This is a genomic window from Vibrio rotiferianus (assembly GCF_002214395.1).
Taxonomy (GTDB): domain Bacteria; phylum Pseudomonadota; class Gammaproteobacteria; order Enterobacterales; family Vibrionaceae; genus Vibrio; species Vibrio rotiferianus.
The window spans coordinates 1099138-1125807 of record NZ_CP018311.1 but is presented as its reverse complement, the minus strand read 5'-3'; the positions used below and the strand labels follow the sequence as shown (position 1 = coordinate 1125807).

At 45.3% G+C, this 26670-nt stretch carries 26 protein-coding genes; 10 read left to right on the top strand and 16 right to left on the bottom strand.

The genetic code is table 11. From position 1 onward, the window contains the following. Window positions 1–64: 64 nt before the first annotated feature. Window positions 65–2101 (bottom strand): PhoX family protein, encoded by a 2037-nt coding sequence (locus tag BSZ04_RS05325; protein WP_088879760.1) that lies wholly within the window; start codon window positions 2099–2101, stop codon window positions 65–67. A 262-nt stretch (window positions 2102–2363) separates the two neighbouring features. On the opposite strand from BSZ04_RS05325, the gene BSZ04_RS05320 reads away from it, so the two are divergent. Then, window positions 2364–2702, top strand: a complete 339-nt coding sequence (locus BSZ04_RS05320) for a YggL 50S ribosome-binding family protein (RefSeq protein ID WP_010453251.1) — start codon at window positions 2364–2366, stop codon at window positions 2700–2702. 677 nt (window positions 2703–3379) lie between these two features. Here BSZ04_RS05320 and BSZ04_RS05315 read toward each other — a convergent pair. Then, window positions 3380–4246 carry a helix-turn-helix domain-containing protein gene (locus BSZ04_RS05315; protein WP_088879759.1) on the bottom strand — a complete coding sequence of 289 codons (867 nt, stop codon included), beginning with the start codon at window positions 4244–4246 and terminating at the stop codon, window positions 3380–3382. A 166-nt stretch (window positions 4247–4412) separates the two neighbouring features. Here BSZ04_RS05315 and BSZ04_RS05310 point away from each other — a divergent pair, with 166 nt between their 5' ends. Further along, complete coding sequence (locus BSZ04_RS05310) at window positions 4413–4658, top strand: hypothetical protein (protein ID WP_010453253.1); 246 nt, start codon at window positions 4413–4415, stop codon at window positions 4656–4658. Between the two features lie 500 nt (window positions 4659–5158). Continuing rightward, window positions 5159–6058 (top strand): LysR family transcriptional regulator, encoded by a 900-nt coding sequence (locus tag BSZ04_RS05305; protein WP_071235237.1) that lies wholly within the window; start codon window positions 5159–5161, stop codon window positions 6056–6058. On the opposite strand, the gene BSZ04_RS05300 is transcribed toward BSZ04_RS05305, so the two are convergent. Further along, window positions 6026–6370 carry a DUF5329 family protein gene (locus tag BSZ04_RS05300; RefSeq protein ID WP_088879758.1) on the bottom strand — a complete coding sequence of 115 codons (345 nt, stop codon included), beginning with the start codon at window positions 6368–6370 and terminating at the stop codon, window positions 6026–6028. The two genes, BSZ04_RS05305 and BSZ04_RS05300, sit on opposite strands and share 33 nt — an antisense overlap. Before the next feature lie 96 nt (window positions 6371–6466). After that, window positions 6467–7480 (bottom strand): MBL fold metallo-hydrolase, encoded by a 1014-nt coding sequence (locus tag BSZ04_RS05295; RefSeq protein ID WP_088879757.1) that lies wholly within the window; start codon window positions 7478–7480, stop codon window positions 6467–6469. A 155-nt stretch (window positions 7481–7635) separates the two neighbouring features. Here BSZ04_RS05295 and BSZ04_RS05290 point away from each other — a divergent pair, with 155 nt between their 5' ends. From BSZ04_RS05290 to BSZ04_RS05275, 3 genes are all read left to right on the top strand, one after another. Beyond that, window positions 7636–8250, top strand: a complete 615-nt coding sequence (locus BSZ04_RS05290; protein WP_088879756.1) for a TetR/AcrR family transcriptional regulator — start codon at window positions 7636–7638, stop codon at window positions 8248–8250. Window positions 8251–8573: 323 nt separating this feature from the next. Beyond that, on the top strand, window positions 8574–9479 hold the full coding sequence (gene rimK, locus BSZ04_RS05280; protein ID WP_045417109.1) for a 30S ribosomal protein S6--L-glutamate ligase: 906 nt from the start codon (window positions 8574–8576) through the stop codon (window positions 9477–9479). 63 nt (window positions 9480–9542) lie between these two features. Further along, entirely contained in the window at window positions 9543–9971 is a 429-nt protein-coding gene (locus BSZ04_RS05275) for an ATP-dependent zinc protease family protein (protein ID WP_005432588.1), read from the top strand. A gap of 49 nt (window positions 9972–10020) precedes the next feature. Here the strand turns inward: BSZ04_RS05275 and BSZ04_RS05270 are convergent, their stop codons facing one another. After that, window positions 10021–10785 carry an MBL fold metallo-hydrolase gene (locus BSZ04_RS05270; protein WP_162531049.1) on the bottom strand — a complete coding sequence of 255 codons (765 nt, stop codon included), beginning with the start codon at window positions 10783–10785 and terminating at the stop codon, window positions 10021–10023. Between the two features lie 335 nt (window positions 10786–11120). Here BSZ04_RS05270 and speA point away from each other — a divergent pair, with 335 nt between their 5' ends. The 4 genes from speA (at window position 11121) to BSZ04_RS05250 (ending at window position 17867) form a co-directional block, all read left to right on the top strand. Next, window positions 11121–13031, top strand: coding sequence for an arginine decarboxylase (speA, locus tag BSZ04_RS05265; protein WP_010453264.1), 1911 nt, complete (start codon window positions 11121–11123; stop codon window positions 13029–13031). 1 nt (window position 13032) lies between these two features. Further along, window positions 13033–13953 (top strand): agmatinase, encoded by a 921-nt coding sequence (gene speB / locus BSZ04_RS05260; RefSeq protein ID WP_010453266.1) that lies wholly within the window; start codon window positions 13033–13035, stop codon window positions 13951–13953. A gap of 264 nt (window positions 13954–14217) precedes the next feature. Continuing rightward, entirely contained in the window at window positions 14218–15423 is a 1206-nt protein-coding gene (emrD, locus tag BSZ04_RS05255; protein ID WP_088879753.1) for a multidrug efflux MFS transporter EmrD, read from the top strand. A gap of 278 nt (window positions 15424–15701) precedes the next feature. Beyond that, entirely contained in the window at window positions 15702–17867 is a 2166-nt protein-coding gene (locus BSZ04_RS05250; protein ID WP_088879752.1) for a S9 family peptidase, read from the top strand. A gap of 174 nt (window positions 17868–18041) precedes the next feature. On the opposite strand, the gene BSZ04_RS05245 is transcribed toward BSZ04_RS05250, so the two are convergent. The 11 genes from BSZ04_RS05245 to BSZ04_RS05195 form a co-directional block, all read right to left on the bottom strand. Then, window positions 18042–19025, bottom strand: a complete 984-nt coding sequence (locus BSZ04_RS05245) for a porin (protein ID WP_010453269.1) — start codon at window positions 19023–19025, stop codon at window positions 18042–18044. Window positions 19026–19239: 214 nt separating this feature from the next. Then, a complete protein-coding gene (locus tag BSZ04_RS05240) occupies window positions 19240–20109 on the bottom strand; it encodes a metal ABC transporter substrate-binding protein (RefSeq protein ID WP_088879751.1) in 870 nt (289 codons plus the stop codon). A gap of 14 nt (window positions 20110–20123) precedes the next feature. Beyond that, complete coding sequence (locus BSZ04_RS05235; RefSeq protein WP_005432612.1) at window positions 20124–20999, bottom strand: metal ABC transporter permease; 876 nt, start codon at window positions 20997–20999, stop codon at window positions 20124–20126. Beyond that, the gene (locus BSZ04_RS05230; protein WP_088879750.1) at window positions 20999–21733 is read right to left on the bottom strand and encodes a metal ABC transporter ATP-binding protein; all 735 of its coding nucleotides are present in this window, start codon (window positions 21731–21733) and stop codon (window positions 20999–21001) included. Before BSZ04_RS05230 ends, BSZ04_RS05235 begins: the two co-directional genes overlap by 1 nt. Continuing rightward, a complete protein-coding gene (locus tag BSZ04_RS05225; RefSeq protein ID WP_050909151.1) occupies window positions 21733–22668 on the bottom strand; it encodes a metal ABC transporter solute-binding protein, Zn/Mn family in 936 nt (311 codons plus the stop codon). Before BSZ04_RS05225 ends, BSZ04_RS05230 begins: the two co-directional genes overlap by 1 nt. A 62-nt stretch (window positions 22669–22730) precedes the next feature. Next, complete coding sequence (locus BSZ04_RS05220; RefSeq protein WP_088879749.1) at window positions 22731–23282, bottom strand: DUF6162 family protein; 552 nt, start codon at window positions 23280–23282, stop codon at window positions 22731–22733. Beyond that, complete coding sequence (locus BSZ04_RS05215) at window positions 23279–23599, bottom strand: hypothetical protein (RefSeq protein WP_005432620.1); 321 nt, start codon at window positions 23597–23599, stop codon at window positions 23279–23281. Before BSZ04_RS05215 ends, BSZ04_RS05220 begins: the two co-directional genes overlap by 4 nt. A gap of 44 nt (window positions 23600–23643) precedes the next feature. Further along, window positions 23644–24474 carry a DUF4198 domain-containing protein gene (locus BSZ04_RS05210; protein WP_088879748.1) on the bottom strand — a complete coding sequence of 277 codons (831 nt, stop codon included), beginning with the start codon at window positions 24472–24474 and terminating at the stop codon, window positions 23644–23646. A 16-nt stretch (window positions 24475–24490) separates the two neighbouring features. Further along, entirely contained in the window at window positions 24491–25030 is a 540-nt protein-coding gene (locus BSZ04_RS05205) for a DUF2271 domain-containing protein (RefSeq protein ID WP_038890581.1), read from the bottom strand. A gap of 22 nt (window positions 25031–25052) precedes the next feature. Continuing rightward, window positions 25053–25682 carry a PepSY-associated TM helix domain-containing protein gene (locus BSZ04_RS05200; RefSeq protein WP_088879747.1) on the bottom strand — a complete coding sequence of 210 codons (630 nt, stop codon included), beginning with the start codon at window positions 25680–25682 and terminating at the stop codon, window positions 25053–25055. Between the two features lie 136 nt (window positions 25683–25818). Beyond that, window positions 25819–26664 carry a CPBP family intramembrane glutamic endopeptidase gene (locus BSZ04_RS05195; RefSeq protein WP_088879746.1) on the bottom strand — a complete coding sequence of 282 codons (846 nt, stop codon included), beginning with the start codon at window positions 26662–26664 and terminating at the stop codon, window positions 25819–25821. Between the last annotated feature and the right edge of the window lie 6 nt (window positions 26665–26670).

The window sequence follows — 26670 nt, the reverse complement described above, 5'->3', positions numbered from 1 at the left end:
ACAACAAAGCCCTGCAAACGCAGGGCTTTTCTTATTCCCGATATTCAGTCGTACAACCTAGTGGCTACACACCAATTTCACCACCGTCTTCACGACGAATAACCACCGTTGCGGCACGTGGGCGCAGTGTCATCCCCGCTGGTGTCTCTTCCGCAGCATTGTCGCTATAAGGCCAGTTACCTGGGTGCTGAATGTTCACGAACAAAGACTTGTAATCTGGGCTGATGGTAAAGCCCGTCACTTCACAGCCGTTAGGACCAACAAAGAAACGCTTCAACTCAGCTTGGTTTTCTGCGCCGATCACTTCTTGCGTGCCGTTTTCATCCGTCAGCTTTGAAGGTACAACCGCAAGCATTTGGTCATTAGTGTAAGACGTCACTTCATCTGCACCGTTATCCGTTTGAATCCACAGAATGCCACGAGGATCAAACGCCAAGCCGTCTGGGCTCGCAAACTGATTGAGCTCGGTCAAACTCGAACGGTTAGTGTCCGCATCACCGTTTGCTGGAGAGCCAAACACGAAGATATCCCACGTGAAGTCTGTTGCTGCTTCGCCTTCGTCCCAGCGAATTACATGACCAAACTTGTTGTTCAAACGTGGGTTTGCAGGGTTAGTTTCCTCTGTGCGCTTGGTGTTGTTCGTTAGCGTCAGGTAAACCGAGCCTGTGAATGGATCAACGGTACACCACTCTGGGCGATCCATTGGCGTCGCACCAACAAGGTCGGCTGCGCCCGCCGTATTGAGGATGATTTCTGCCAACGAATTGAAGCTATCTGCCAAAGTGCCACCAGAAACTGTCGTACTATCTAGTGTCAGTGGCAACCAAGTACCAGAGCTGTCTTCGTTGAAGCGCGCCACATACAGTGTGCCTTCATCCATATATTTATCGCCCGTTGCCAAACGGTTTGCTGGATTAGCATCTGCTGGATCCCACGCTGCTGCAGATTCAAATTTGTATAGGTACTCAAAGCGAGAGTCGTGGCCAGAGTAAAAGACCACAGGCTTACCTTCTTCAAGCTTACCGAAAGTACAACCTTCGTGACGGAAGCGACCTAGTGCAGTACGCTTCTTAGCACGTGAGTTTTGCGTGTAAGGGTCGATCTCAACGATGTAACCATGGCCGTTCGCTTCATTACGGTAATCATCTAATGCACTTGCGCCCGTAGGCTCAACATTGAAGCGCGTAAACTCGTCCAAACGTTCTTCAGCGTTGCCCGCCAACGTTTCCCATAAGTAGCGAGTGCGTTCATCATCTACACCAATACGATCTTGCTCTTCAGTGCGAACACCTGCATTGACGAAGTAGCCCGGCCAGTTCTCTTCACACGTTAGGTACGTACCCCAAGGCGAGAAACCATTACCACAGTTGTTCAGTGTGCCTCGTGCTTGGCTGCCATCTTGAGAGAAGCGAGTCACAGCCAATTCTGTATTTGCCACAGGACCAGATAAGTCCATAACCGTAGCACCGGTGTAACGGCGGTTTAGTGGGTCAGTATCCACCAGCTTCCACATGTTGTCTTCAAGTTGAACGCGAACCACAGAAACACCATGTGCGTTAATTTCTTTACGAACTTCGTCGACGATAGTGCGCACACCGCCCACAACGGTTGGACCACTTGGATGCAATGCTGAAGTATCAATGTACTCGTGGTTAATACACAACAAGCCATCAGTATCACTGTCATTTAGTGAGAAGAAATGCATGCCGTCATGATGCATACCAAGCGCATTGAGCTGATCAGCACTCGTATTGCTGCCATCGTCTTTCCAAGCATTACCTTGTGCATTTAGAGGTGTCCCCCAAGGCACTAATACCTGTGCCATATAACCTTGCGGAATCGAAACTGCATCCGTCAGAGAACCTGGTATCGAATCAAAATTGAGGACTGCACTTGAAACGCCAGAGCCATTCCCAGCTGAAGTACCCGAGCTAGACGAGTTGCACCCAGATAAACCAAATGCACCAAAAGCGGTCATTGCACTAATACCTAAACCACCTTTCAGGATACTGCGTCGAGAGAGGCTCGCTTCCAGTACTTCTTCAAAAGGCTTGTTATTACTCTGGTTGTAACGCTTCGCGTCGAAGGTTTCCTTACTCATGGTGTTGCTTTCCCAGTGTTAGGTTGAATTATAGGTTTGTAAAGCGAGGGGAAGTTTGGAAGATAAAAGTGACAGATTTAGTCTATCTTTATGAAGTTTGCGTTTCGGAAATGTTATAAGATCATCATCTATTCTACCTAATCCCGATTTTGCTTGGGCTAAGCTAGATTTGGGGGTATAAGGTTTATACTCAAGTAACTTCAAAATCCCCCTAAAGGGCGAGGTTACTTAAGAACATTTAAATCATCCACGAGAGATAATCATGAAACTAGATAAAATCGATAACAAAAATCGTCGTCTGCGTAAAAAGCTATTCCTAGGCGAATTCGCTATCCTAGGTTTTGAAATCAGCTGTGAAACAGACATTAACGACTTCGACCGTTACGATGCATTCGTTGATGAGTTTATCGACTACATTGATGGCCTAAACCTTTGTTTCGGCGGCGGTGGTCTTGAGCTGTTTGAAGGCTTCCTATGTTCAACTGGGCGTTACGAGAGCGCGACTGAAGAACAAAAAGCACAAGTTTTGGCTTGGTTACAAGCTCGTCCAGAAGTTAGCAGCGCAAAAGCTGGCGAATTGGTTGACGCAAACTACCTGTAATTACAGAGTCATTCCGTAATACACAGAATTGAGCAAATAATTGAGAAAGCTGGTCTTCGGACTGGCTTTTTTGCGTTTTAGGCAATGATTTTGTACTGAATGCACTAAGGCTTGGAAAGCGGATAATTTCTGGGGTATTGGGAAACTTTGGTATTTGGAAAGAGTTAGTGTGCTAGATAATTTTAGAGCTGGCATTTTATGGAGGGTCATCCGTCCATTGCCAGCTCAGTGTCACGAGTGTGGTTAACTATGCTTTTTTAGCAGCGTCAGTTTTTGTGTCTTTCCAATATTGAATACGTACACGATGCAACTGTGCTCTTCTCATCTTTTTCATAGTAATCTCCCTCATCTATATAGGTAGCGCTCATCATGAGCTTATTGTCTAAGGTTGTTTTCCCCTTCAATCTATCGGGGAATGGACAAATTAACCGTGATTGAAATCACAACATAATGACAAAACATGCCGTGTTGCAGTCAATTTTTGAACAGTTCGACTGTGTTTTATCGTATGGCAAGGGTTAACCTATCCACTGAATATGACAAATTAATGGCAATCAAGTTCCCTATTTCATCTGTCATTGAATCTTAATAATGATTCTTGAATAACCTAGCAAATAATATACCAGTTGCACATTAATTCCCGTTCAGCGCTCAGCTATAATACTCATTAACTCTGGCTAAGGCTGAATCCGCTGCTGATAGTGTTGGCGGTAATCTCTCGGAGTAAGCCCTTTATAAGTCTTAAAATGGCGATTAAACAAGGCTTGGTTTCGATACCCTACTCGTTCAAACACTATCCCAATCGGTAACTCTGTCGATTGCAGTAAGTCCGCTGCGTGATTAATACGTAGCTTCATCAAGCGCTGGCTAAAGGGTTCTTTAAAGTGCTTTTGAAATAATCGAGTCACGGCACTTTCACTAAGCGATAAATCGTTCGCTAAGTCGGCAAGGGTTATTTTACGAGCAAAGTGCTGCTCAAGGTACGCATTGACCTTAGCAACCCGCTCTCTTTCTTGTTGCTCATGTTCACTCAGCGAGAGGTAAGAATGCGTCATCAGTGTTTTTGCGGCTTCATCATGAGCAAGCAAAGAGAGAACGTGAATAAAACGAGCAAGTTGTTCGATTGCAGGAACTTTCATCAGCTCATGCATCAAGTCCACCACTTGTTGGGCCGTTCCCTCAGAAAAGACCACACCTTTATTGGCCGCTTTTAATAACGGGTCCAGTTTACGTAGCTCCGTGCAATAAAACATGAGATTGGAAATCCACTCACGCTTGAACCAAACCACGTGAGTCTCACAATTGTCTTTCGAAGACGTAGAGCAAAAAGAATGCGGAACGCCAGGGGCAATCAACAACATCTGATTATGTTCGATATCCATCTCGCAATGGCCGACATTTAGCACTCCATGAAAATGACGATGAATAACCAACTCATACACATCATCATGAAAGTGTAAATCAGACTGCTTTGTTGACTCATCAATTCGACGATAACGCCAAGAAAAGCCTGGTCTCTGAGGTATTTTTTCAATGTACGCCATTCATCACCCTACTAGATAATATTGCTCTACGCGTAAATAGTATCAGTAATGCAGGTCGATTCTTCATTACGCCTCAATAGTATTGATATTAAGCGGCATACTATCAACTTAGCCTCGTCTCGCTCCTTATTCTTGCCTCATAAAGACGCTAACTAAAGGAGCTGTTATGAGTAACTTCAAAACCAAGATACGCCGGATCATGCAGAAAACTCGCGATGAATGGGCCATGTTTGCAGTACAAGAGATGGGGATTTCATCAGAAACAATCGCTAAATCTTATGGCTACAATTCGAGTTGTGATCTTGAGCAAACTCTCAGACAAGGCGAAAAAGACAACGATTCGTACATTCGCTCGGTATCTTGTGCGAGATCTCTTACAAGCAATGTAAGTAAAACGACCATCTTTGACTAAGAACAAGTAGAATAACAACCTTAAGCAATTGAAAAATAAAACTTATATCTTTTTAAGCAATATCCGCTGCCAAAGTTTTTTTACCTAGCTGATTGAGAGTAATCAGCAAAACAACAATACTAAACATGTCGACAGGATGTTGGCGGGAACAGGAAAAAAGCCTAAAGGATTGGGTATCTTCAGGATGAAGATTTGGTAGCTTAGGATGAGTTATCAGCAAGGATGTAGTTAAGCTCTAGGATAGAGTTCGCCCGTCAGGATGATAGGCAAGAATGGACACCGCTAGGAAGGCGATGAACAAGGAACTCGGTTAAAGGACTTAGCCACAATCAAGGATAGATGCAGGGAGCACCTATTAGTAGCCGGATTGCTGCGAAAAAGAATAAGCCCCGTCTGGGAAACCAGGCGGGGTTTTATTTTGCCTGTCATTTATCTGCACCTCTGCGCTCAGCTATGCATCATGCTATTATTTCAGCAATTTCTCTAGCAGACGATACCCTATGCTGAATCCAGTTTGGTTACATACGTTTAAAACCCTTGTCGAAGTCGGTCACTTTACTCAGACGGCTGAAAAGCTCTATATGACACAACCCGGTGTCAGCCAACACATCAAAAAGTTGGAACAAGCTTGTCAGCATCCCTTAATTAAACGCGAGAACAAAAGCTTCGAACTCACCGAGCAAGGCCGCATGGTATATGCCTACGCGTTAGAGCTAGAAGAAAAAGAGAAAAGCCTACTAGAAGATTTGAGCTTTGACGATCCGCACGCTGGATACTGCAAGCTCGCATGCTCTGGGGCGCTTGCCTTAAGGTTGTTTGATCCTCTACTTGAAAAGCAGAAACAACATAAAGGCTTATCGATTCACCTAGAAGCTGCGCCTAACCAATCCATTCTTAATGGCGTTGCTGAGGGTCGAATTGATATGGGCATCGTGACCTACTCACCAAATAAAAGTGTGTTTCAAAGTGAACAAATTGGTCGAGAAACATTGTGTCTGATCTTACCGAAATCCCACCAAGGAAAAGCACTAACGCCGGAATTGCTGAGAAACTGTGGCGTCATAGGGCATCCAGATGCAGAGCATTACATGACACTGTTTTTCGACCAGTGTGCCGAACCTTTGTTGAAAGAGATAAAAGTCAGTGACATGCCACTATCCGGATACGTTAACCAGCTAAGCCAAATCTTATTGCCTGTGAGTAAAGGTCTCGGCTTCACCGTTTTGCCACGCAGTGCGGTAGAAAGTTTTTCATTAAGAGAAGAGTTGTATGTCGCTGAGTTAAAACAGCCCGTATATGAAGATCTGTTTTTGGTGAGAAAGCGCAGCCGCGCATTACCGTTACGCTACCAGACTATTAAAGAAGTGCTATTGGATGTGATTGGTAGTGCTCATCAATGATGTTAGCCACTCTTCGCTGGTAATGCGTTTTTCTTGGCAATCCACCCAATATGGTTTGCCAGATAACCAGCTCTTCGAAGCGACTTCCTTTATAAACACATCCACAGAATCAACGTCGTCTTTGGCGTAATCCCATTTATTGCGCATGTGTTCTGCCGCTTCTTGATTAGTGTACGTCTTGCCATTGCGGATAAAGGTGCAGGAGGATTGTTCAACTCGCTTTATTAACGTCGAGATATCTTCCTCTACTCCAGCTAGTACAAAAGTAGGCAGAATGCTTAATGTAAGTAACAACGTACACTTTGCTTTCATCACATCTTTGTCCTTATCTCTAGCCACGTAACTACTACCAAGTAATTACTAATAAGTGACTTAACTATTCTGGTGTTTGGCTGTTTAGCTCAGCGATTATTGCCACCATGCCTTAGCAGGCTGAGGCTCCGCAATCGCCAAGCGTTGGCCAATCTCAGGGCTCACTAACATTACACCGCGCTCTTCACTGATGTCTAACGCGCGCTGCATTGGTTCATTCCAATCATGCATCGATAAATCAAACGTACTGTTGTGAATCGGCATCATCACTTTGCCCTGTACATCAATGTGTGCTTGAACGCTTTGCTCAGGGAACATATGAATATCTGACCAGAGATCGTTATATGCGCCTGTTTCGATCATAGTGAAATCAAACGGGCCGTACTTTTCGCCAATCTCTTTAAAGCCATTGAAGTAACCCGAGTCACCACTGAAGAACACTTTATGTTGCTGTGCATTAATAACCCAACTCCCCCACAACGTCGCATCACGGTCTGTCAAACCTCGACCAGAAAAATGCTGAGTCGGAGTCAGTGTATATTCAATGCCGTCGACAGAATGTGACTCCCACCAATCTAGCTCGATCACTTTCTCCTTAGGCACGCCCCAGTTCACCAGCAAATGCCCCACTTTTAACGGCACCAAGAAAGTGCCTACTTTGTCGCCTAGCACTTTGATAGAAGCTTTATCTAGGTGATCGTAATGGTCATGGCTGATCACCACTACATCAATATTTGGCAAATCTTGCAAAGTGATTGGTGTTTGGTGGAAACGCTTTGGTCCTGCCCATTGCACAGGAGATGCTCGGTCACTAAAGACAGGATCGGTCATCACCAATTTTCCATCAAGCTTCATCAACACGCTCGAATGACCAAGACGGTATATGACCTCATCTTGTTCTTCTAGTAGTTGTGTCGCCGTCATAGCATGCACTGGAACTTCAATCGTTGGCGTTGGATTTGCACGCTCAGTCGTGAAGTACGCTTTCATGATGCCGAACATATCACCCAAGCCGCTTTTGTATTCCAACTCTGTGTTTGCAAATTTGTCCGGGTATGTTGGCGCTTTTTCAGTATCAACATTAGAACAAGAAATCATTGATGTACCCATCGCGAACGCTCCTACTGTGGCTAGCAAAGTTTTTTTCATAAAAAGTTAACCCGAACAAAAGTAAACTACACGGTGCAGTTTACATTCAAATTATCAAAAGTAAACTACTTAGTGTAAAATAGATCCAGAAATGATCTTCTTAACTCGGCAAATTTATGAATGTAAAAAGAAAAGGTCGTAGTGAGACCAAAAGAGAAGCGATCCTGTGCGCAGCAAAGCAAGCGTTCCAAGAGTTTGGGGTTCAGAATACCAGCATGGATAAGCTCTCTGCTATTGCGCAAGTCTCTAAGCGCACCGTCTATAATCACTTCCCTTCTAAAGAAGCGATCGTGACCGAGTTACTGACCGAGCTTTGGCGCTCGTCAATGATGGACAGCGATATTGAGCGCTTACCCTCGTTGCCACTCAAAGAGCAATTGATTGAATTGCTCTATAGCGAGATCATAGTGGTCACAGAACCTAACTATATTGAGTTAGCGAAAGTAGCATTTGGCCACTTCTTATTTAAGCCGGAAGAGCTCAAAGAGCAAGCAGAGCAAATGTCGAAGCAAGAAACCGCGTTGTATCGCTGGCTTATTCAGCAATCAGAGAAAAACACGTTGAAGATTGATGATGTGGACTTAGCAAGCATTCAATTGCACAACTTACTCAAAGGCAGTGCATTTTGGCCACAACTGATGGGGATTCGTGCTTCCTTAACGAACGAAGAGTCCAGATACCTAGCCACCCAAACGGCCGAACTCTTCTTAAGTCACTACCAAAACAGCTAAAAGAAAGCGGTCAAATGGCCGCTTTTTTCAGTTTTGTCACATCAAAAAATGATGAATTTTTGACTCAATTTTCTTTTTCTCACCCTTGACAGTCGCACACAGCAAGGCTTGAGAGTTCGATAAATTATTTTTGTCGTATCGACGATATTTTTTCGTTTTCATCAAATGAGAAAACGCCCTAAGGTGCGCACCTCTGACGACGTGGTTGTCCAACCACAATTCTAAGTCGCTGATGAGAGTGGATTCTGTCACATCAATTAAACCCACTCACTATACTCTATATTTATATTTTTAATTTGGTACTGACTTACTAAGGAATTGCCATGCGTATTGCTATTCTTTCTCGTAATGAGAATCTATATTCAACCATGCGCCTAAAGCAGGCGGGTGAAGAGCGCGGACATCAAGTTGATGTGATCGATACTCTGCACTGTTATATGGATATTACGAGTAACAACCCTAAGATTCGTTACATGGGTGAAGAATTGCCAAAGTATGACGCGGTTATTCCTCGCATCGGTGCATCTATCACTTTCTACGGTACAGCGGTTGTACGTCAGTTTGAAATGATGGGCACATTCTGTGTGAACGAGTCAGTAGCAATCAGCCGCTCTCGTGACAAGCTACGCTCTATGCAGCTGCTATCGCGCAAAGGGATTGGTCTACCTCGCACAGGTTTTGCTCACCATCCTGACAACATTCAGGACGTGATCAAAAACGTTGGTGGCGCACCTTTGGTTATCAAGCTACTTGAAGGTACTCAAGGTATCGGCGTTGTACTTGCTGAAACAACAAAAGCGGCAGAAAGCGTAATCGAAGCATTCATGGGTCTAAAAGCGAACATCATGGTGCAAGAGTTCATTGAAGAAGCAAACGGTGCTGATATCCGCTGCTTCGTTGTAGGTAACAAGGTTATCGCAGCAATGAAACGTCAAGCTAAAGAAGGTGAGTTCCGTTCTAACCTTCACCGTGGTGGTTCTGCTGAGCTAGTAAAACTAACCAAAGAAGAGCGTGCAACCGCGATCAACGCAGCAAAAGTCATGGGTCTAAACCTATGTGGTGTTGATATTCTTCAATCGAAAAACGGCCCTGTAGTGATGGAAGTGAACTCTTCTCCAGGTCTTGAAGGCATCGAAAACGCAACAGAAAAAGACGTTGCAGGCATGATCTTCGACTTCATCGAGAAGAACGCAAAACCAAACGCTAACCGTACTCGCGGTAAAGGCTGATAATTGTTTGAGTGAGAGCCTATAAACTGGGCTCTCTTTATCACTCATCGCTAGGATGACACTATGAATCAGAAAATGATCATTGGGAACGCCGAAGCAATTTGCTTACCTGAGTTAGGGATTACTCACCTTGAAGCGCGTATTGATACAGGCGCACAGACTTCTTCTCTGCACGTAGATAACCTAGAGTGCACAGAGCAAGACGGTCAGTCATACGTAGAATTCGATCTACACCCAGATGTTTACCACTTAGAGCAAGTGGTTCGCTGTAAAGCTCCACTGAAGGCGAACCGCAAAGTGAAATCATCAAACGGGACCTTCGAACACCGCTGCGTGATCACGACGATGCTGCGCATGGGCGACCAAGAGTGGCCTATCGACATCACGCTGACTAACCGTGAAAAGATGACCTACATGATGTTGCTAGGTCGTCAGGGTATGGCAGACAAAGTTCTGGTAGACCCGAGCCAATCTCACTTATTGGCTCCATAATCCCCGTAGCTTCAGATGAGCGAACTCCGTGGTCGCTCATCTGGCTCTTCTAGCTATCCTTTTCCTTTTTATCCCTCTCCTTTTTCACATTCTTACTTCTCAGTACAGAACGCATTAATCCTTTAAGTTTTATCTTCGTCACTCGCCAATGCGTAATCGGTCTAACCGGTGCAGTATTGATGATGTGTTGATAAGCATCTTCATCAAACTCAACTTCACCGCCATGAGCCGCTAACAAACACCTCGGATTCATCTCAAAAACGCGCTTTAACGAACTGCGATACTTATTGGGATGAAAGATAGGAAACGGCGCAATCAAATGGCTTTTCACCTGCACCATTAAGTCCGCGACATAAAGTACATCTTGATCGGCATGATAAACCGACAAATCTCTATCAGTATGTCCGGGGGTTTCCAAAATTTGCCAATCAGCAAATCCGGGGACGGCGTCTCCATCCACCAGCTCAATATCCGGTCTTAGTTTCCGCGAATACCATAGATTCCGCTTAGGTTTACGCATTCGGTTCGCCATCCAACGCGCCAAAATCAAATCCGTAAGATGCATCAACCAACCATCAAAACCACCATACCAATGCGTGTCTCGTTTTGCTGCCAGAAGCTGACAACCAGTGAGATCTCGTAACTTGTGCGCTGCACCAGCGTGGTCTGGGTGCATGTGGGTGACGACGACCAGTTTTAGGTCAGTGAACGAGCGATTAAGCTGATGCTCAATAAAATCTTTGAGGTGAGGAATGTCTGCTCGACTTGCGCCATCAAGCAACATTAATTTGTCTGGATACTCGGCAAGATACATGGTTTGGATGTATCCCTGAATTCTATGCAGCTGCAAAACATATCCTTGTTTTGTTGAGTCTTAGTTCTTTTTTTCTTCGACCAAATCCTTACTGGTCAGACCAACTATAACAGCAGAATGGACACTCTGTTAAATAAATGTTTACACCACAACTCAACAACGATTATTAATCGAAAGAACAAATTTTAATCATTAGACACTAGTGGGGTTTTATCCGTTAATGCGCGCACACGGAGTTCGTGTCAGGGTATGAGGTTAGCGCCTCATGATTTGCTTTTTTGTATTTTCTCCTCTACTTCCTATGAGGGCTTAAATACATTTTTGTGAGAATCGAGTTGGAAAAAGCAACTAAATTAGACCGCATCCGCGCGGACTACAACGTTCACTACTGGAGCCAAGGCTTCTACGGAATTGATGACCAAGGCGAGGTATACGTATCTCCTCGTAGTGACCGTGCACACCAAATCCCTTTCAGTGCGATTGTTAATGAGCTAGAAGCTAAGCAGTTGAATCTGCCTGTATTAGTGCGCTTCCCGCAAATCGTGCACCAGCGCGTGCATGGCATTTGCCAAGCTTTCAACCAAGCAATTGAAGAATACCAATATCCAAACAAATACCTGCTGGTATACCCAATTAAAGTAAACCAACAGCGTGAAGTGGTTGATGAAATCTTAGCGAGCCAAGCACAGCTAGAAAACAAACAGCTGGGCCTTGAAGCAGGCAGTAAACCAGAGTTATTGGCCGTATTGGCATTGGCTCAACAAGGCAGCTCCGTGATCGTGTGTAATGGCTACAAAGACCGTGAATACGTGCGTCTTGCACTGATCGGTGAAAAGCTAGGTCACAAAGTATTTATCGTACTAGAGAAGCTATCTGAGCTTGATCTGGTACTTGAAGAAGCAAAAAGCTTGGGCGTAACACCACGTCTTGGCTTGCGTATCCGCCTTGCATCTCAAGGCGCTGGTAAATGGCAAGCAAGCGGCGGTGAAAAATCGAAGTTTGGTCTATCGGCATCTCAAGTATTGAGCGTGATTGATCGTCTAAAACGCGAAGACAAGCTGGATACCATGCAATTGGTTCACTTCCACCTTGGCTCACAGATGGCGAACATCCGTGATGTACGTAATGGTGTAAATGAATCTGCACGTTTCTACTGTGAACTACGTGCCATGGGTGCAAACATTGATTACTTCGATGTTGGCGGTGGTTTAGCAGTAGACTATGACGGTACACGCAGCCAATCTTCGAACTCGATGAACTACGGTCTTGCAGAATACGCGCGTAACATCGTGAATACGGTCGGCGATGTATGTCAGCACTACGAACAACCGATGCCAGTGATTATCTCTGAATCAGGTCGTTCTCTGACTGCACACCACGCTGTATTGATTTCTAACGTTATTGGTACCGAAACATACCAACCGGAAGAAGTGTTCGAGCCGGCAGAAGACGCACCAATCTTGCTACAAAACATGTGGCGTAGCTGGGAAAACTTGCAGAATGGTACCGATGCGCGTGCATTAATTGAAATTTACAATGATACCCAAAGCGATTTGGCTGAGGTTCACTCACAATTCGCAACTGGCGTACTGAACCTTGAACAACGTGCGTGGGCAGAACAACTGTCGCTACGTATTTATTTCGAGTTAAGTCGTCAAATGAGTACCAAGAACCGTTTCCACCGTCCTATTTTGGATGAGTTGAGCGAACGTCTTGCGGACAAGTTCTTCGTGAACTTCTCTCTTTTCCAATCCCTGCCAGATGCATGGGGCATTGATCAGGTGTTCCCTGTTCTGCCACTTTCTGGCCTTGGCGATGTGGAAGAGCGTCGTGCGGTGATGTTGGACATCACTTGTGACTCCGATGGCGCGATTGACCACTATGTTGACGGTCAAGGCATTGAGAGCACGCTACCAGTACCAGCATGGAGCAACGACAAACCGTACCTAATGGGCTTCTTCCTAGTAGGCGCATACCAAGAGATCCTTGGTGACATGCACAACCTATTTGGTGACACCCACAGTGCAGTAGTCAATGTTGATGAAGACGGTCAATTCGAGATCAGCTACATCAACGAAGGTGATAGCGTAGAAGACATGATGCGCTACGTTCACATCGACGTAGATGCGATTCGTGACAATTACAAACAATTGGTTTCAGCGCGCGTTGAAGCCAGTGAACAAGAACAAATCCTAGCTGAACTGGAACAAGGTTTGGCGGGCTACACCTATTTAGAGGACTTCTGATATGAATGATTTGTTTACGAAAACCGATTATTCGCTTTACTCCAACTCTATGTCGTTTCTACGTCGACCGTACATCAAAAATCCAGTATCGGCAGACGCAGACGTTGTGGTGCTAGGGGTTCCTCTGGACATGGCGACTTCTGGTCGTCCTGGTGCGCGTATGGGGCCAGATGCTATCCGACGTGCGTCAGTAAACCTTGCTTGGGAAGGCAAGAAGTTCCCTTGGGACTTCAACGTATTTGATAAATTGAAAGTGATCGACGCAGGTGACCTTGTGTTCGATTGTGGTGACGCGGAAGATTTCACTTACCGCCTAGAAGCGGCAACAAGTGAGATTCTAAAGAGCGGTAAGACAATGCTAGGCTTGGGTGGTGACCACTTCATCACGCTACCAATCCTACGAGCTTACGCAAAACACCATGGTCAAATGGCACTGATTCACTTCGATGCGCACACGGACACTTACGCGAACGGCAGTTCTTACGACCACGGTACTATGTTCTACCACGCGCCAAAAGAAGGTCTGATTTCTGCGAAGAACTCAGTTCAAATTGGTATTCGTACTGAATATGAGCAACAAGATCACGGCTTCAATGTCATCAACGCGATGCAAGCAAACGACATGTCAGTAGAAGAGATTCTGGCAGAGATTCGTCGCACGGTTGCGGATAAGCCAGTGTATGTCACTTTTGACATCGACTGTCTGGATCCTGCGTTTGCACCAGGTACAGGTACGCCTGTTTGCGGTGGCTTGAACTCAGATAAAATTCTGAAGATCATTCGTGGTTTCGCTGGCATGAACATCGTGGGTATGGATGTGGTGGAAGTCTCTCCTCCTTACGACCACAGCGATGTAACAGCATTGGCTGGTGCGACCATCGCACTTGAGCTACTTTACGCCTACGCGTCAGGTCGCGAATAACGTAAATTTGTTCAAAGTCATCACGGTATTTAAAAGGGAGCTTCAGCTCCCTTTTTTGTGCTCTACTCCTTACAAAAAATGGATTAGTTTTTCTAATCCAAACCATAGATTTTTATCTTGCTCAACTTCACATTTTTTGATTGCTAAGTCGGCACTCAAGCTCTAATATCTCGCGCCTAGATTCCCTAATTACTTTGTTTATTTGGCTCTCCTATATGGAGCGCTAAGGCTTTTTACGTCTTAAATTTCTGGAGAGATACGCAAATGTCTGCCTCGTTTCCATTAGCGAAACTTACCTTTTTAATCGCAATTCTGACTGCCGTAGGTCAAATGACTCAAACGATGTACGTGCCTTCTATCGGTCATATGGCGGGTGAGTTCTTGGTATCAGCGTCTTCACTTCAAGCTGTGATGGCTTGTTACCTGATCCCTTACGGTTTATCACAATTTGTGTACGGTACGCTTTCTGATCGTCTTGGTCGCAAACCAATCATCGTTGCAGGCTTGATCATCTACATTCTTGGTACCTTGGTGGCGTTGTTCGCTCATGAGTACGAATGGTTCCTAGCAGGTAGCTTTATCCAAGGTTTAGGTATCGGCTGTGGTGGTGCAATGTCTCGTACATTGACTCGTGACTGCTTTGAAGGCGCAGAACTGCACCGTGCAAACAGCTTGATCAGCATGTGTGTGATTTTCTCACCATTGATCGCGCCGGTATTGGGCGGCTACCTAACAGAAGCTTTCGGTTGGCGTTCAAGTTACCTGTTCCTAGCACTATTTGGTATCGCGGTAGTGATCACCATGATGACAAGCATGATGGAAACTTTGCCGAAAGAGCGTCGCAAACATGAATCTGTTGCGCAGAGCTACAAGTTCGTACTTTCAGACAAACGCTTCCAAGGTTTCTTATTGGTGTTGGTTGCTACCTTCGCAGGCGTTGCAGTATTTGAAGCGGCAGCAGGTGTACTACTGGGTGGTGTACTTGGTTTACCAGCAACCACAGTAAGCTTGCTGTTTGTCTTGCCGATTCCGGGTTACCTAGTTGGCGCAGGCTTATCTAGCTACATAGCACAACGTCGCTCTGAGCGCCGAGCCCTGAATGTAGGTCTAGTGGCTATCTTAGTTGGCTCTGCAGTCGTGTTAATTCCAGGTCTGTTTGGTCTAACAACGGCATTGACCCTGATTGGTGGTGCAACCATCTACTTCTTGGGTGCTGGCATTTTGTTCCCAGCAGCAACAACTGGTGCACTTTCACCATTCCCATACCATGCCGGTACGGGCGGTGCGATTTTGGGTGGCATGCAGAACCTAGGTGCGGGTATCGCGACGCTATTGGCTTCTTTCTTCCCAGCACAAGATCAAATGCCACTTGGTTGTTTGATGATGGCAATGTCGATCATCGCTATGCTTGGTCTACGTTGGGTTAATCGCAAGCACGACCATTCCAACGAAATGCCTTTGGCGATTTAGAATCGAGGTCTCATCCTCCCCACAATAAAGAGAAGGGACATGCTGAAAAGTGTGTTCCTTTTTTTGTTGTATATATCTTGTCCTTTGGATCCCATCCATCAGCAATTGCATTTAACATCCCACCTAATCTTTGCTAAAAAGAACAATTGCTTATACAAAAATTATTCGTTGGCCATTCGATATAAAAATATTCACTGGAAGAACACAAACGTACTTTTACTCACACTATAAATGAATGGCAAAGCGACACGAGAAGAGTACACAAAAAGGACACATAGATGCGTTTCACTTTAACCACGTTGGCCGTATCGGTCGCGCTAGTCACCGGATGCAGCAATCAAGGATTACCAACCATGAACCATTACTCCCAATCGCAACTCGTTGCTCAACAAACCCAAGCACCCGTTGCTAAAAAAGTCCCTCATGCAATGAATATTCATGGTGATACACGAGTCGATAACTACTACTGGATGCGTGATGATGAACGCCAAGATCCAGAAATCTTGCAACACCTTGAGCAAGAGAATCAGTACGCTGAAACCGTACTGAAACACACCGAAGCACTACAAGAACAGCTATTTGAAGAGATCAAAGGTCGCATTGCGAAAGATGACAATTCGGTTCCAGTTCGTAAAGGAAGTTACTACTACTCAAATGAAGTGACGGGCGACAACGAATACGAAGTACATCTGCGTGCAAAAGACTTTGCTGGTACAGATAAGCAAGTCATCTTGGATGTTAACGAACTGGCAAAAGAGCATGAGTTCTTCAGTATTGGCGGCCTATACGTAAGCCCAAATGAAAACATGCTGGCCTACGGTGAAGACACACTGAGTCGCCGTATTTACACCATCAAGATCAAAGACCTCACGACAGGCAAATATCTAAAAGATGAGATTGAAGGCGCATCAAGTGCAATTGCGTGGCAAAACGATAACCAAGCCTTCTACTACATCAAAAAAGACCCTCAAACACTGTTGGGTTATCAAGTTTATCGCCATGTATTGGGCACTCCTCAGACTAGCGATGAGCTAATCTACGAAGAAACCGACAGCGCTTACTACACCTTCTTAAGTAAGAGTAAAGACGGTCAGCAAGTTTACATTTGGCACTCAAGTACAGAGACAAGTGGCGTTTCTGTGATTGATGCCAACAATCCGAACGCTAAAGCCGAAGCTTTCTATCCTAGAGAGACTGGCATTGAATACAGCATCGCTAAACTAGGTGATTGGTATTACATCTACACTAACTACCAAGCCGTAAATTTCCGCTTGATGAAAGTAAAAACGGAAGAGATGCACGACCGCTCTAAATGGGTTGATGTCATTGCTGCCGACGATAACACTCAGCTTGTCGATTTCGACTTGTTCGACGACCACCTTGTCTACGAGCAACGCGCAAACGGTTTATCTACCGTTAAGGTTCGCCAACTATCGACGGGCGAAGAGTTCCCACTTGAATTTAATGACAGCGCGTTTGCGGCTTACCTAACAGGCAACTATGAATTAGATAACTCAAAAGTTCGCATCTATTACAGCAGCTTGACCACACCGGGAACTTACTATGATTTCGACCTGAACTCTGGTGAATCTGAAATCATGAAGCAAACGCCAGTACTGGGTGATTTTGATGCCGATAACTATCAATCAGAGCGTATCATGGTTACTGCTCGTGATGGTAAGCAAGTGCCAGTCTCATTGGTTTACCGCAAAGACCTCTTTAAGAAAGACGGCACCAACCCAATCTACCAATACGGTTACGGCTCTTACGGTTCCACCATCGAGCCAACGTTCCGCTCAACTCGCCTGAGCCTACTTGATCGCGGTTTCGTGTACGCAATCGCTCATATTCGTGGCTCAGAAATGCTTGGCCGTCCTTGGTATGAAGATGGTAAAAAGCTAACGAAGCAGAATACCTTCAATGACTTCATCGATGTGACTAAGGGACTTGTAGAAGAAGGCTACGGGGCAGAAGATAAAGTATTTGCGGTTGGTGGCTCTGCGGGCGGTCTACTGATGGGCGCCATCATCAACCAAGCACCAGAGCTTTACCGTGGTATTGGTGCGCATGTGCCTTTTGTCGACGTTGTAACAACTATGCTGGATGAGTCGATTCCTCTCACCACCAACGAATACGATGAATGGGGTAACCCGAACGACAAAACCTACTACGATTACATGCTGAGCTACTCACCATACGATAATGTGAAAGCTCAGAAGTACCCGAACATGTTGGTGACAACAGGTTTGCATGACTCACAGGTGCAATACTTTGAGCCGATGAAGTGGATCGCTAAACTTCGTGAAATGAAGACCGATGACAATGTACTGCTGTTCAAAACTGATATGGAAGCAGGTCATGGTGGCGCATCTGGTCGATTTAAGCGATTGAAAGAAGACGCATTAGAATACGCATTCTTCTTAGATTTACTAGAAACGAAATAGTACCAGCGTAAATAGCAGTACTCACAAAATTCAATGCCCGCTTAATGCGGGCATTTTTAATCCAAACACAAGCTATGTCATCCTTTCGAGCTTAACAGAAAGAAAAACGCCTACTCACAACGAGTAGGCGTTAACACAATAAATGTGTTTAGGCAGTAGAAACTGTCCTATTGGTTAGAAGTAGTAACGAGCACCAAGTGACCATTCGTCATCAGATTTATCGTCGCCCATGTGCGTTCTAAAACCAGCGAAAGTTTTCAGCTTCGAAGTCACAGAGTACTCGACTTGAGGAGCTAAAACATCGCGGTTAGGGTTTAACACATTGTCATCGCGATCAACATTTTCATAGTAAAGGATAAAGTTAAGGCCATTATCTAGACCATATGCTAGAAGACCTGAGATTTGATCTGAGTCCGTCATACCATACAAGTTCTCGTTCAAACCATATACACCCGCCACATAAATACCTTTGCCATAAGAACCATAGCTTGCAGCAATAGCTGTCGAGGTTAGTTTTTCCGAATCAACATCACCACCTGTATATGCAAGACCGACATTGAAATCTGAGAAGCTTAAACTTGCTGCAATCTGGCCACGATCATCAAACTGAGAACCTCCAGCTTTAGTTTCACCTTGCCAACCAACGCCAAAGTACAACGACATATCATTACCAAAATCGAAGTTGTTTGAATAACTTAGCATTTTGTTTGCACGGCCCGTACCAATCGAACGCCATGAACCCGAACGACCGCCATCGTAAAGAAAATCGTTTGCATATTTAATTGGGATATCCGTTAAACTTGCAACACTGTAGTAAGGAGACCATTGCGTGCCTACGGTCACTTTACCCATTTCGCTGTGTAAAGCTAAGTAACCTAAACGGGTTGAAAATGTTGTATCACCACCGTCAACAAGGTTGGTTTGCCATTCTCCTTTTGCTTCTACAGTTAGGCCATTCCCCAAATCTTGTTTACCGACAATATTGATACGAGGAGATACTTCTCCGACTTCTACATTGTCGCCGTTATCACCAATATCAGTGGTAAAGTGACCACCAATCGACATTGATGTGCCATCGCTGTTGTAAACTTCTGCTGCGAAAGCTTGAGAACCACATGCTAGTGCCGCCACTGCAACGGCTAGAGTTTTCATTTTCATTGTTAACATCCGTATAGTTGTTTGTACTGGTTCGTCCCGACAGCAAAATCAGCAACCAGATCGCAACGAACAGATAACAAAGTAGTAATGAAACATAAATGAAACAAATGCTTTCTTATGCAATTGGTGGTATTTGTGGTTAATTCTTAAGCAAGATCACATAAAAAAAGGGAACTTTTCAGTTCCCTTCATAATTTGTGTGGAGTTTTGCGTGTTACAACTGCCAGCGTGCGAGTGGCTTCTCAGTTTTGATACCTTCGCTTCCCCAACGGTCAATAACGTCAATTTGCAGTATGCGATCCTGTGATACTAATGAAATCAGTGTTTTTGACGGACGCTTATCTGTGATCAACCACAGAGTTTTATCTTCCTCAAATTGAGCTTTTAAAGATAGTTTCTCTTTGTCAGTCCATTCCAATTCAGGTTTGAATTGACGATCGACAACAAACAATTGATTACCTGATGCGAAATCTTCTAACGATTTTCCCAACAATACCACCGAATCGATCTCTTTTCCGAAAATGACTTCTTGTTGTTGATTAATAAGCTCTCGTACATTCAACATCAATGCTTGTTGGTTCTTCTCAATTCGCTCTTGATATTGAGGGTATATTTTTTGCAGATCCTCACCGACAATCGCAGCCATCCGAATCAAGTTGGTCGGGTTCATCCAGGCAAATTTAGACGTTTCGCCGTTTTCTAGTTTCAACGCCGCAACCCCTTGCGCCCTTGGAGAAATAGCTTGGGAAGCATCAATCTCAATTAGGCGAACATTCCCCTGACGAGCGTAAACAAAGGTAGGATCTTGATGCCAAATAGCCCCCAACGTGATCGCCACCGTTGCATCCTGTCCCGCTTTAATCACTTGTTGCTGACCCTTGCTCCCAAACCAGTTAACTAAACGCTCAATACCATATCGCTTAGGTGGTAAGTAACTGGTTTCAATGCCTGTGCCTTGCATCAACTGCTGTGACAGCATGTAAGTGACAGGGGTACTGGTGAGAATGTCTTTAGCAACAGTAAGTGGCGTATATGCACTCGCTGCTATTATGCCCAACCCGATGATTAGCTTTTTCGTATTCATATTTAGATACCTGACTAGGCTTTACGTACGATGCGGTACATCGTTGCGGTTAAGAAGAAAATGGCAGAAACGATAATGATCGAAGCGCCAGATGGCACCGGAAGTTCCAACTCCATCGGTAAGACCGTCCCCACCAAGCACGCGATGGTTGCGAGTAAGGACGAGAGCAACACAAAGCTACCCATTCGCTTAGTGAGTAGACGTGCTGTAGCCCCTGGGATAAGTAGCAACGCACCCACTAACACGGCACCAATGATCTTCACTGCTGCAATGGTGACAAGCGTGATCATCATAACGAATAGGTAGTCGTAGAAGCTGGTGTTAAAGCCTCGAACACGAGCAATATCTGGGCTGATGCAAGTCAACAAAATGCGGTTAAATGTCGGGATCAGCAGTAATAAAATGATCAAGCAACTCACCGCCAAAATCGTAATATCTCTGTCTGTCACCGTCAGGATTGAGCCAAACAGAACGTTCTCTAACATGTGGATATTGATTTTTCGTGCCACATACATCAGCAAGGCAGCACCAACTGCCAAAGCCAGCGCGAGGAATACCCCGACGAGTGTATCGTATGGAACATTGGTTCGATTTCGCACGAAATGCAGCAATAAAGCGAAGATCATGCAGAAACTAAACAGTCCAATAAATGGATTTTCTGGTGGCTCGCCCAGCAACACACCAATCGCAATACCAGTCAGAGCTGCGTGACCGACGGCTTCAGAAAAGAACGCCAAACGCTTAGCAATCACTAAAGTGCCCAAACCGCCCAACAAAGGCCCCAGAATTAACGCAGCGACAATCGCGTTAACCATAAACGCATAAGCAAAACTGTCGCTTAGCCAACCCGCTTCAACGCCATGCAGAGCCAGTTCTCTCAACCAATCCATTATGCAGCCTCCACTTTCGCAGTGTAGTGCTTAAACAGCGATTCGATGCGTTCTGGACTCAATACTTCTGAGTGGTGCCCTGAGGCCACAATTTGACGATTCACAACATGAACTTGGGCATCCAAACGACGCACTGCTGTCACATCATGATGTACAGCAAGAACCGTCTTCCCTTCTGCGACCACTTCATGAATCAAACCCTCTAGGTAACGAACCCCTTGCTCATCCATGCCTGTTGTTGGCTCATCTAGGACAAGTAAACTTGGGTCGTCTAGCAAAGCTTGAGCAAACAATACCCGCTGTTGTTCACCACCTGATAGTTGTCCCATGCGACGGTCACTGCGCGCTGCCATCCCCACACGCTCTAACTGAGCCAGTGCTTGTTGAGTTTGCTTAGACTTACGTCGCCAAAACAGCGGAACGCGTGTTTGATTCAGCAATACAAAGTCCATGACTGTAAGTGGCAGACTGGCTTCAAACATAGCCTTTTGAGGCACATAACCAATTTTACCTGCTTGTTGCGTCTGCTTTGGATCTGGCCAATGAACCGAGATATCACCCGTAAAAGGCGTTAGGCCCAACACTGAACGCAACAGGGACGTCTTACCACCACCGTTAGGGCCCATAATGACGTGGCATTGTCCCGCCTCGAACTGGGTTTGAATACCTTGCAGAATGAGGTTGTCACCATATTTCAGGCCTACCCCGTTAAGAGAAATAAAAGGACCTGGCATCACGCTTTCTCCTGCGCGTGTTTGCTTGCGACGAACTTCATTGCTTCAATAAGCGTTGCGACGTTTTCACGCATTTCAACTTCAACCTTATTGGCTTCGTACTCGCCATGGGTCATATGAGAAAAACGGTAAAGCTGTACACCTGTCGCTTCTTCGATCGTATCGACAAAGCGGTTAGGCATATTGAGTTCGTAAAACAGCACGTCAATACCGGATTGACGAATCTTCTCGATGGTTTCTTGAAGTTGGCTAGCACTTGGCTCAACACCGTGTGCTGGTTCAATCACCGCTGCAACATCGACACCGAACTCCTGCAAAATATAACCGTAAGCATTGTGCGTGGTCGCAACCTTCATGCCCGCCGTATCTAACTGCCCAAGTGACAACATGGCATCACGCTTTAGAAGGCGAAACGCTTTGGCGTACTTCCGTGCATTTTTACGGTAAAAAGCAGCATTTTCAGGGTCAAGTTTGCTCAGCTCACTCGCAATGGTGTAAACCTTTTGAATCGTAGTCGATAGGCCAACAAACGTATGTGGATTCACCGCGCCTTTGCCGACTGATTGCCCCATTGCTGGTAACAGCGGTACTTCTTTGTTTGCTTCTATCACCACTAGATCATCACGTTGAGCCGCTTGGATCACTTTTAGTGCAAAATCGTCATGGCCAATCCCATTCACGACAATCACATCCATTTGGTTCAAACGCTTAAGATCATTCGGTTGCGGCAAGTAGTTATGAGGATTAAAGCCCGCATCGACCAAAGGAATGATCTCCGCTTTATCTCCGACCACCGCTTTGACATAGCTGTAGTAAGGCTGCAAGGTAATACCTATGTTCAGCTTCTCTGCGAAGGTTGAAGTGGATACGGCCAGTAATGTACATGCCGTTAGAATTCGACGTAAGAAGGCGCGTTTCTTGATAGTTGTTATCATATTGATGGTTACTTATTGAACGTGATGGCTTGTTGATCGCAATATTGATGGTTCATAACGACTTAGTGGGCATGCGTAGCAGTAGATGAAGGCATTAAGACAACCTGATACCAGCCATTTTGCTTTCGCTCGTCTTGCTGGATAAGGTGACTCAATTGCCCCAGTGACTCTGATGCAGAGAGCCAAATATCGGCTTGCTCATGACGACTATCTAGGAGCATCGAAGCCGAGCCCTTTTCACCTTGTCTCACACCAATGTAAAGACCCGTATCCAGCTTTTGCCACTGATGAGAGCCTTTGCGCTGCCAGCTTTGGTCTTTAACAAATGGAGCAACCCAAAATTCTTCCAGCTCACTGATTTCTGGCCATTGGCCTTCATCAATATGAAGATCACGGATTTCCTCATGAGCAAGTTTGAGCTCAGCAATCATGGCAAGTTCTTCTTGTTCAAGATCGGTAATCAATACTTGATGTGCGAGTGCTTCAGTATGTTCTGACTCGGTTTGATGATAAGGCAGCAAAAGCGTTGATATAGCGAGAATGCCAGCAATGGTCAGAGCAACCCATTTGCCTTCACGACTGCCATTATCTGGGCGAACTTTCTGCGTAATCATTTCTCTTTTAACTCAACCACATCCACTTCTACTGGGTTTTCATGACCAGCATCGAAGACAAGGTAGAAGTCCGTTTGAGGATGAGTAAATTCAGCAATCGAACGCTTGTCTGTAGTTACTTTGGCAATCAAGTTGTCATCGTAATCGTACATCTCAACATCGTAATCCACTGCAGTTGAACCATCAGAGTAGCCCGCTTCGCAGATCACTTTTTCTTGTTCTAGATGGCAACTCATCAATGGAAAATGCGCCGCTGCTTGAAAGGAAATAAAACCAGCAAAAATAGCTGAGACTTTAAGAATTGAAAGGTTTTTCATGGTGTATCCAAAATGGCTCAGTGTTTCACTGAGCCAAGCTTTGATTAGTTAAGTTGCGTTTCAAAAGTCAGGTGAACATTCGCACTGGCTTTATCTGCTAGTGGGTCATTTTTCAGCTCACCTTTGTAGTTGGCTTTCATTAGGTAACGGCCCGCCACTTCCGGCGTGAACGTAATTTTGCCGTCTTTATCACTCACTACATCGATTTGCTCTTGATGGTTGCGGTAAAGCGTACCTTCACGAGTAATTTCCGCAGTCACACCTTGTTGAGATTCTCCATTGAAGAAAAATTGGAAGATCACTTCTTCACCTTCAATGATGTCTGAAGGGTGCGTAAGCGGCTTCATCTCAAGCAATTTGCCTTCAATTTCCAATGCTTTTTCTGTTGGCATGCCCACTGTTACGTAGCTTTCTGCGCGGGTGTAGCTTAGCTGAGTCACCACATCACGCGCTTTTTCCGGAATAACGCTCGCACGGTCAGCTTTACTCGCTTTTGCCCATTTAACCGTGTCACGACGGCCTGCTTTGTATTGGGTGTAATAGCTAGGTTGATTGTTGATCGCGACCTTGTGTGTGCCTTCCTCTTCGAAATAGAAGTCAAACATCGAGCGGCGTTTGCCACGCACAACAAAGTTAGGACGCTCAGAACGACCATCCGGCATGATCACAAACGCTTGCTCACTGCCTGCTGGTTTATCAAAAACAAACGTCCCGTGAGATGCGGTCACATCGAACGTGAGCCAATCACCACCTTCTTTCGATACAGTGAAATGAGAAGGTAGAACCCAACGTGGGTGCGCTTGTGCCGTTGTCACCGCAGCTAAACCCATCGCCATTACGCTTGCTAGTGCCACCGCTTTCATTTTGGTTTTCATTATTATTCCTTCTCTATCACTTAACTTGGTAATTGACGGTGATTACACCCGTCTCTTCCGTTGGTTTTATTTGGTAGCGCACTTCACTGTCCGCTAACTGCATTTTTTGACGTAAATAATTGCGGCCACCGTGTTCACGTACCACTTCTACGTGCAGCGTGTAGTTACCTTGTTTGAGTCGTTGGCCATCATCATTAGTACCATCCCAAACGAATCGGTATTGGCCCGCTGGACGGGTGGCTGACGTTACAGCATCGACGAGTTCACGATCATAGCGACCCACTTTGCGCCACCAGCTACGAAGGTCTTTTAACCACTCATCTTTACCGACCCAAAGTTGAATGGTTTTGACTGGTTTACGCTTTTCATCTTCGATCCACACTGCGACATAAGGTCTTGCATACATCGAGGTATCAATCTTTGGTAACTCAAACTCAAAGTCGACTTTGGCGTTATCAGGAAAAGGAGCAGCCAATAGAGGCAAAGGTGCTAAGGCAGCAATCAAAGCTACTTTGCAAAAGGAGTTGTGACGAAAGAATCGACCTTTGTTTAACATCGGGTTTTCTCTGAATAGGCCGCTATGGCACAGCAGCAAAATAAATAATAAGTGACAACACAGTGCCAAAAGACATCCACTGCATTGAGGTTCTAAAAGTCTTTTTCTTTGGAAGTAGCAGACACACACCAGTCAAAACAAAAAAGACCATCAGCAAAGCCGTGATGTCAATAAACCACTTCCAAACATCTCCGCTATTGCGACCTTTATGTAGATCGTTTAATAGTGCGACAATGCCGTAATTGGTGGTTTCTACTTCAGCTTCACCGGTCGTCATGTCAACGAATACCGTCGCGTTGTAACCTGGGCCTTTGAAATCCAAAGAAAGCTCACCAATGAGCAGCTCGCCGTCCTCAACCTCGGTGTACACATCAAGTGCTGATGGCGTGCCTCGTAAGTCTGTTTCTTGGGTGAGGAAACTCAGTAGTGCTGCTCGATTAGGTTGAAAACTTCCCTCGTTAGCAAAGAGTTGTGCATTTGGAATGGTCAGCGTGTGTTGCTGAATGATGGGTTCACTGCGCTCGAACAGTTCTGGGCGATTTAGTGTGATGCCAGTTAACGCAAAGAACAGCGTCACCAATAAAAGAGCCATAGAAATGTAAATGTGCAGACGGCGTGCCCAAGTTTGCACACCTTTGCTTTTGAGCAACATAGGAAACAATCATCACCAATAAATGAGGGCTTAATTTAGGTGATAATCATTCGTATTGGCATTTAATTTACATTGTTTACGTTTAGAGTAAACGTCAGGCTCCCGCTAAAAACAACGGGAGCAGATAAAGAGAAGTTTATCGAGCTAAAATGGGATAAGTGAAGAACACCAAATGGCAGAAGTTAAATAAGAAATGGGCTAACACCGCGCACCATAAACGGCCAGTGAAATGAAATACCAGTCCGTAGCCCAGTCCCGCCAACGTTGCGAATACAATAAGTAGAGGACCACCAGCAAAGTGAGCCAGGCCGAACAAGATGCTAGCGATGACCAAACCTAGTCGCCAATCAAAACGGCGCGAAAATGATTGCTGTACAAACCCTCGGAACAGCGCTTCTTCAGCCACACAAGTGAGTATTAGGTTGTTCAACGCAAATAGCCACCACCATGATGGCAGACTCAACTCCGGCTTTAATGCACCAAGCATAGCGGCAATAGGCAGCAGCGAAAGCAGCAGAATCATCACCGGCAATGCAGGCTTTACTCTGCCTTTAGCCTCTCCGCCCAGCAAAAAAGGATAAGCGAGAAAGAGAGCAAAGAGAGCCAGCGGCTTGTCTAAATTCAGATACATCGAGAAAGGTGCGCTCAGTGGACCTGCCGTCACTTTGTCAAGAACTTGCAGATTATTGAAACCCGGAATGACATGCACAAAGAGCATGACACACCAAATGATCACAACACTCCAGCCCAAATAATAAACGGGCTTCGTTTTTTGGTTCGACGCCAACATGGGCAGTCGATACGCAACACCCAAAACCACCAAAGTACTTACGAATGCGGTGAGCTCTATCCGACCGATAAACAGAGCACTCAGCAAAGTGAGTCCAAGTAAAACCAGAGCAACCACCTTTTGCCGAAAAAACACCGCACCTATCGCTAGAATAAGTGGGCCCCATAGCCAGATAGCTGAATCGAGATTCATAGTACT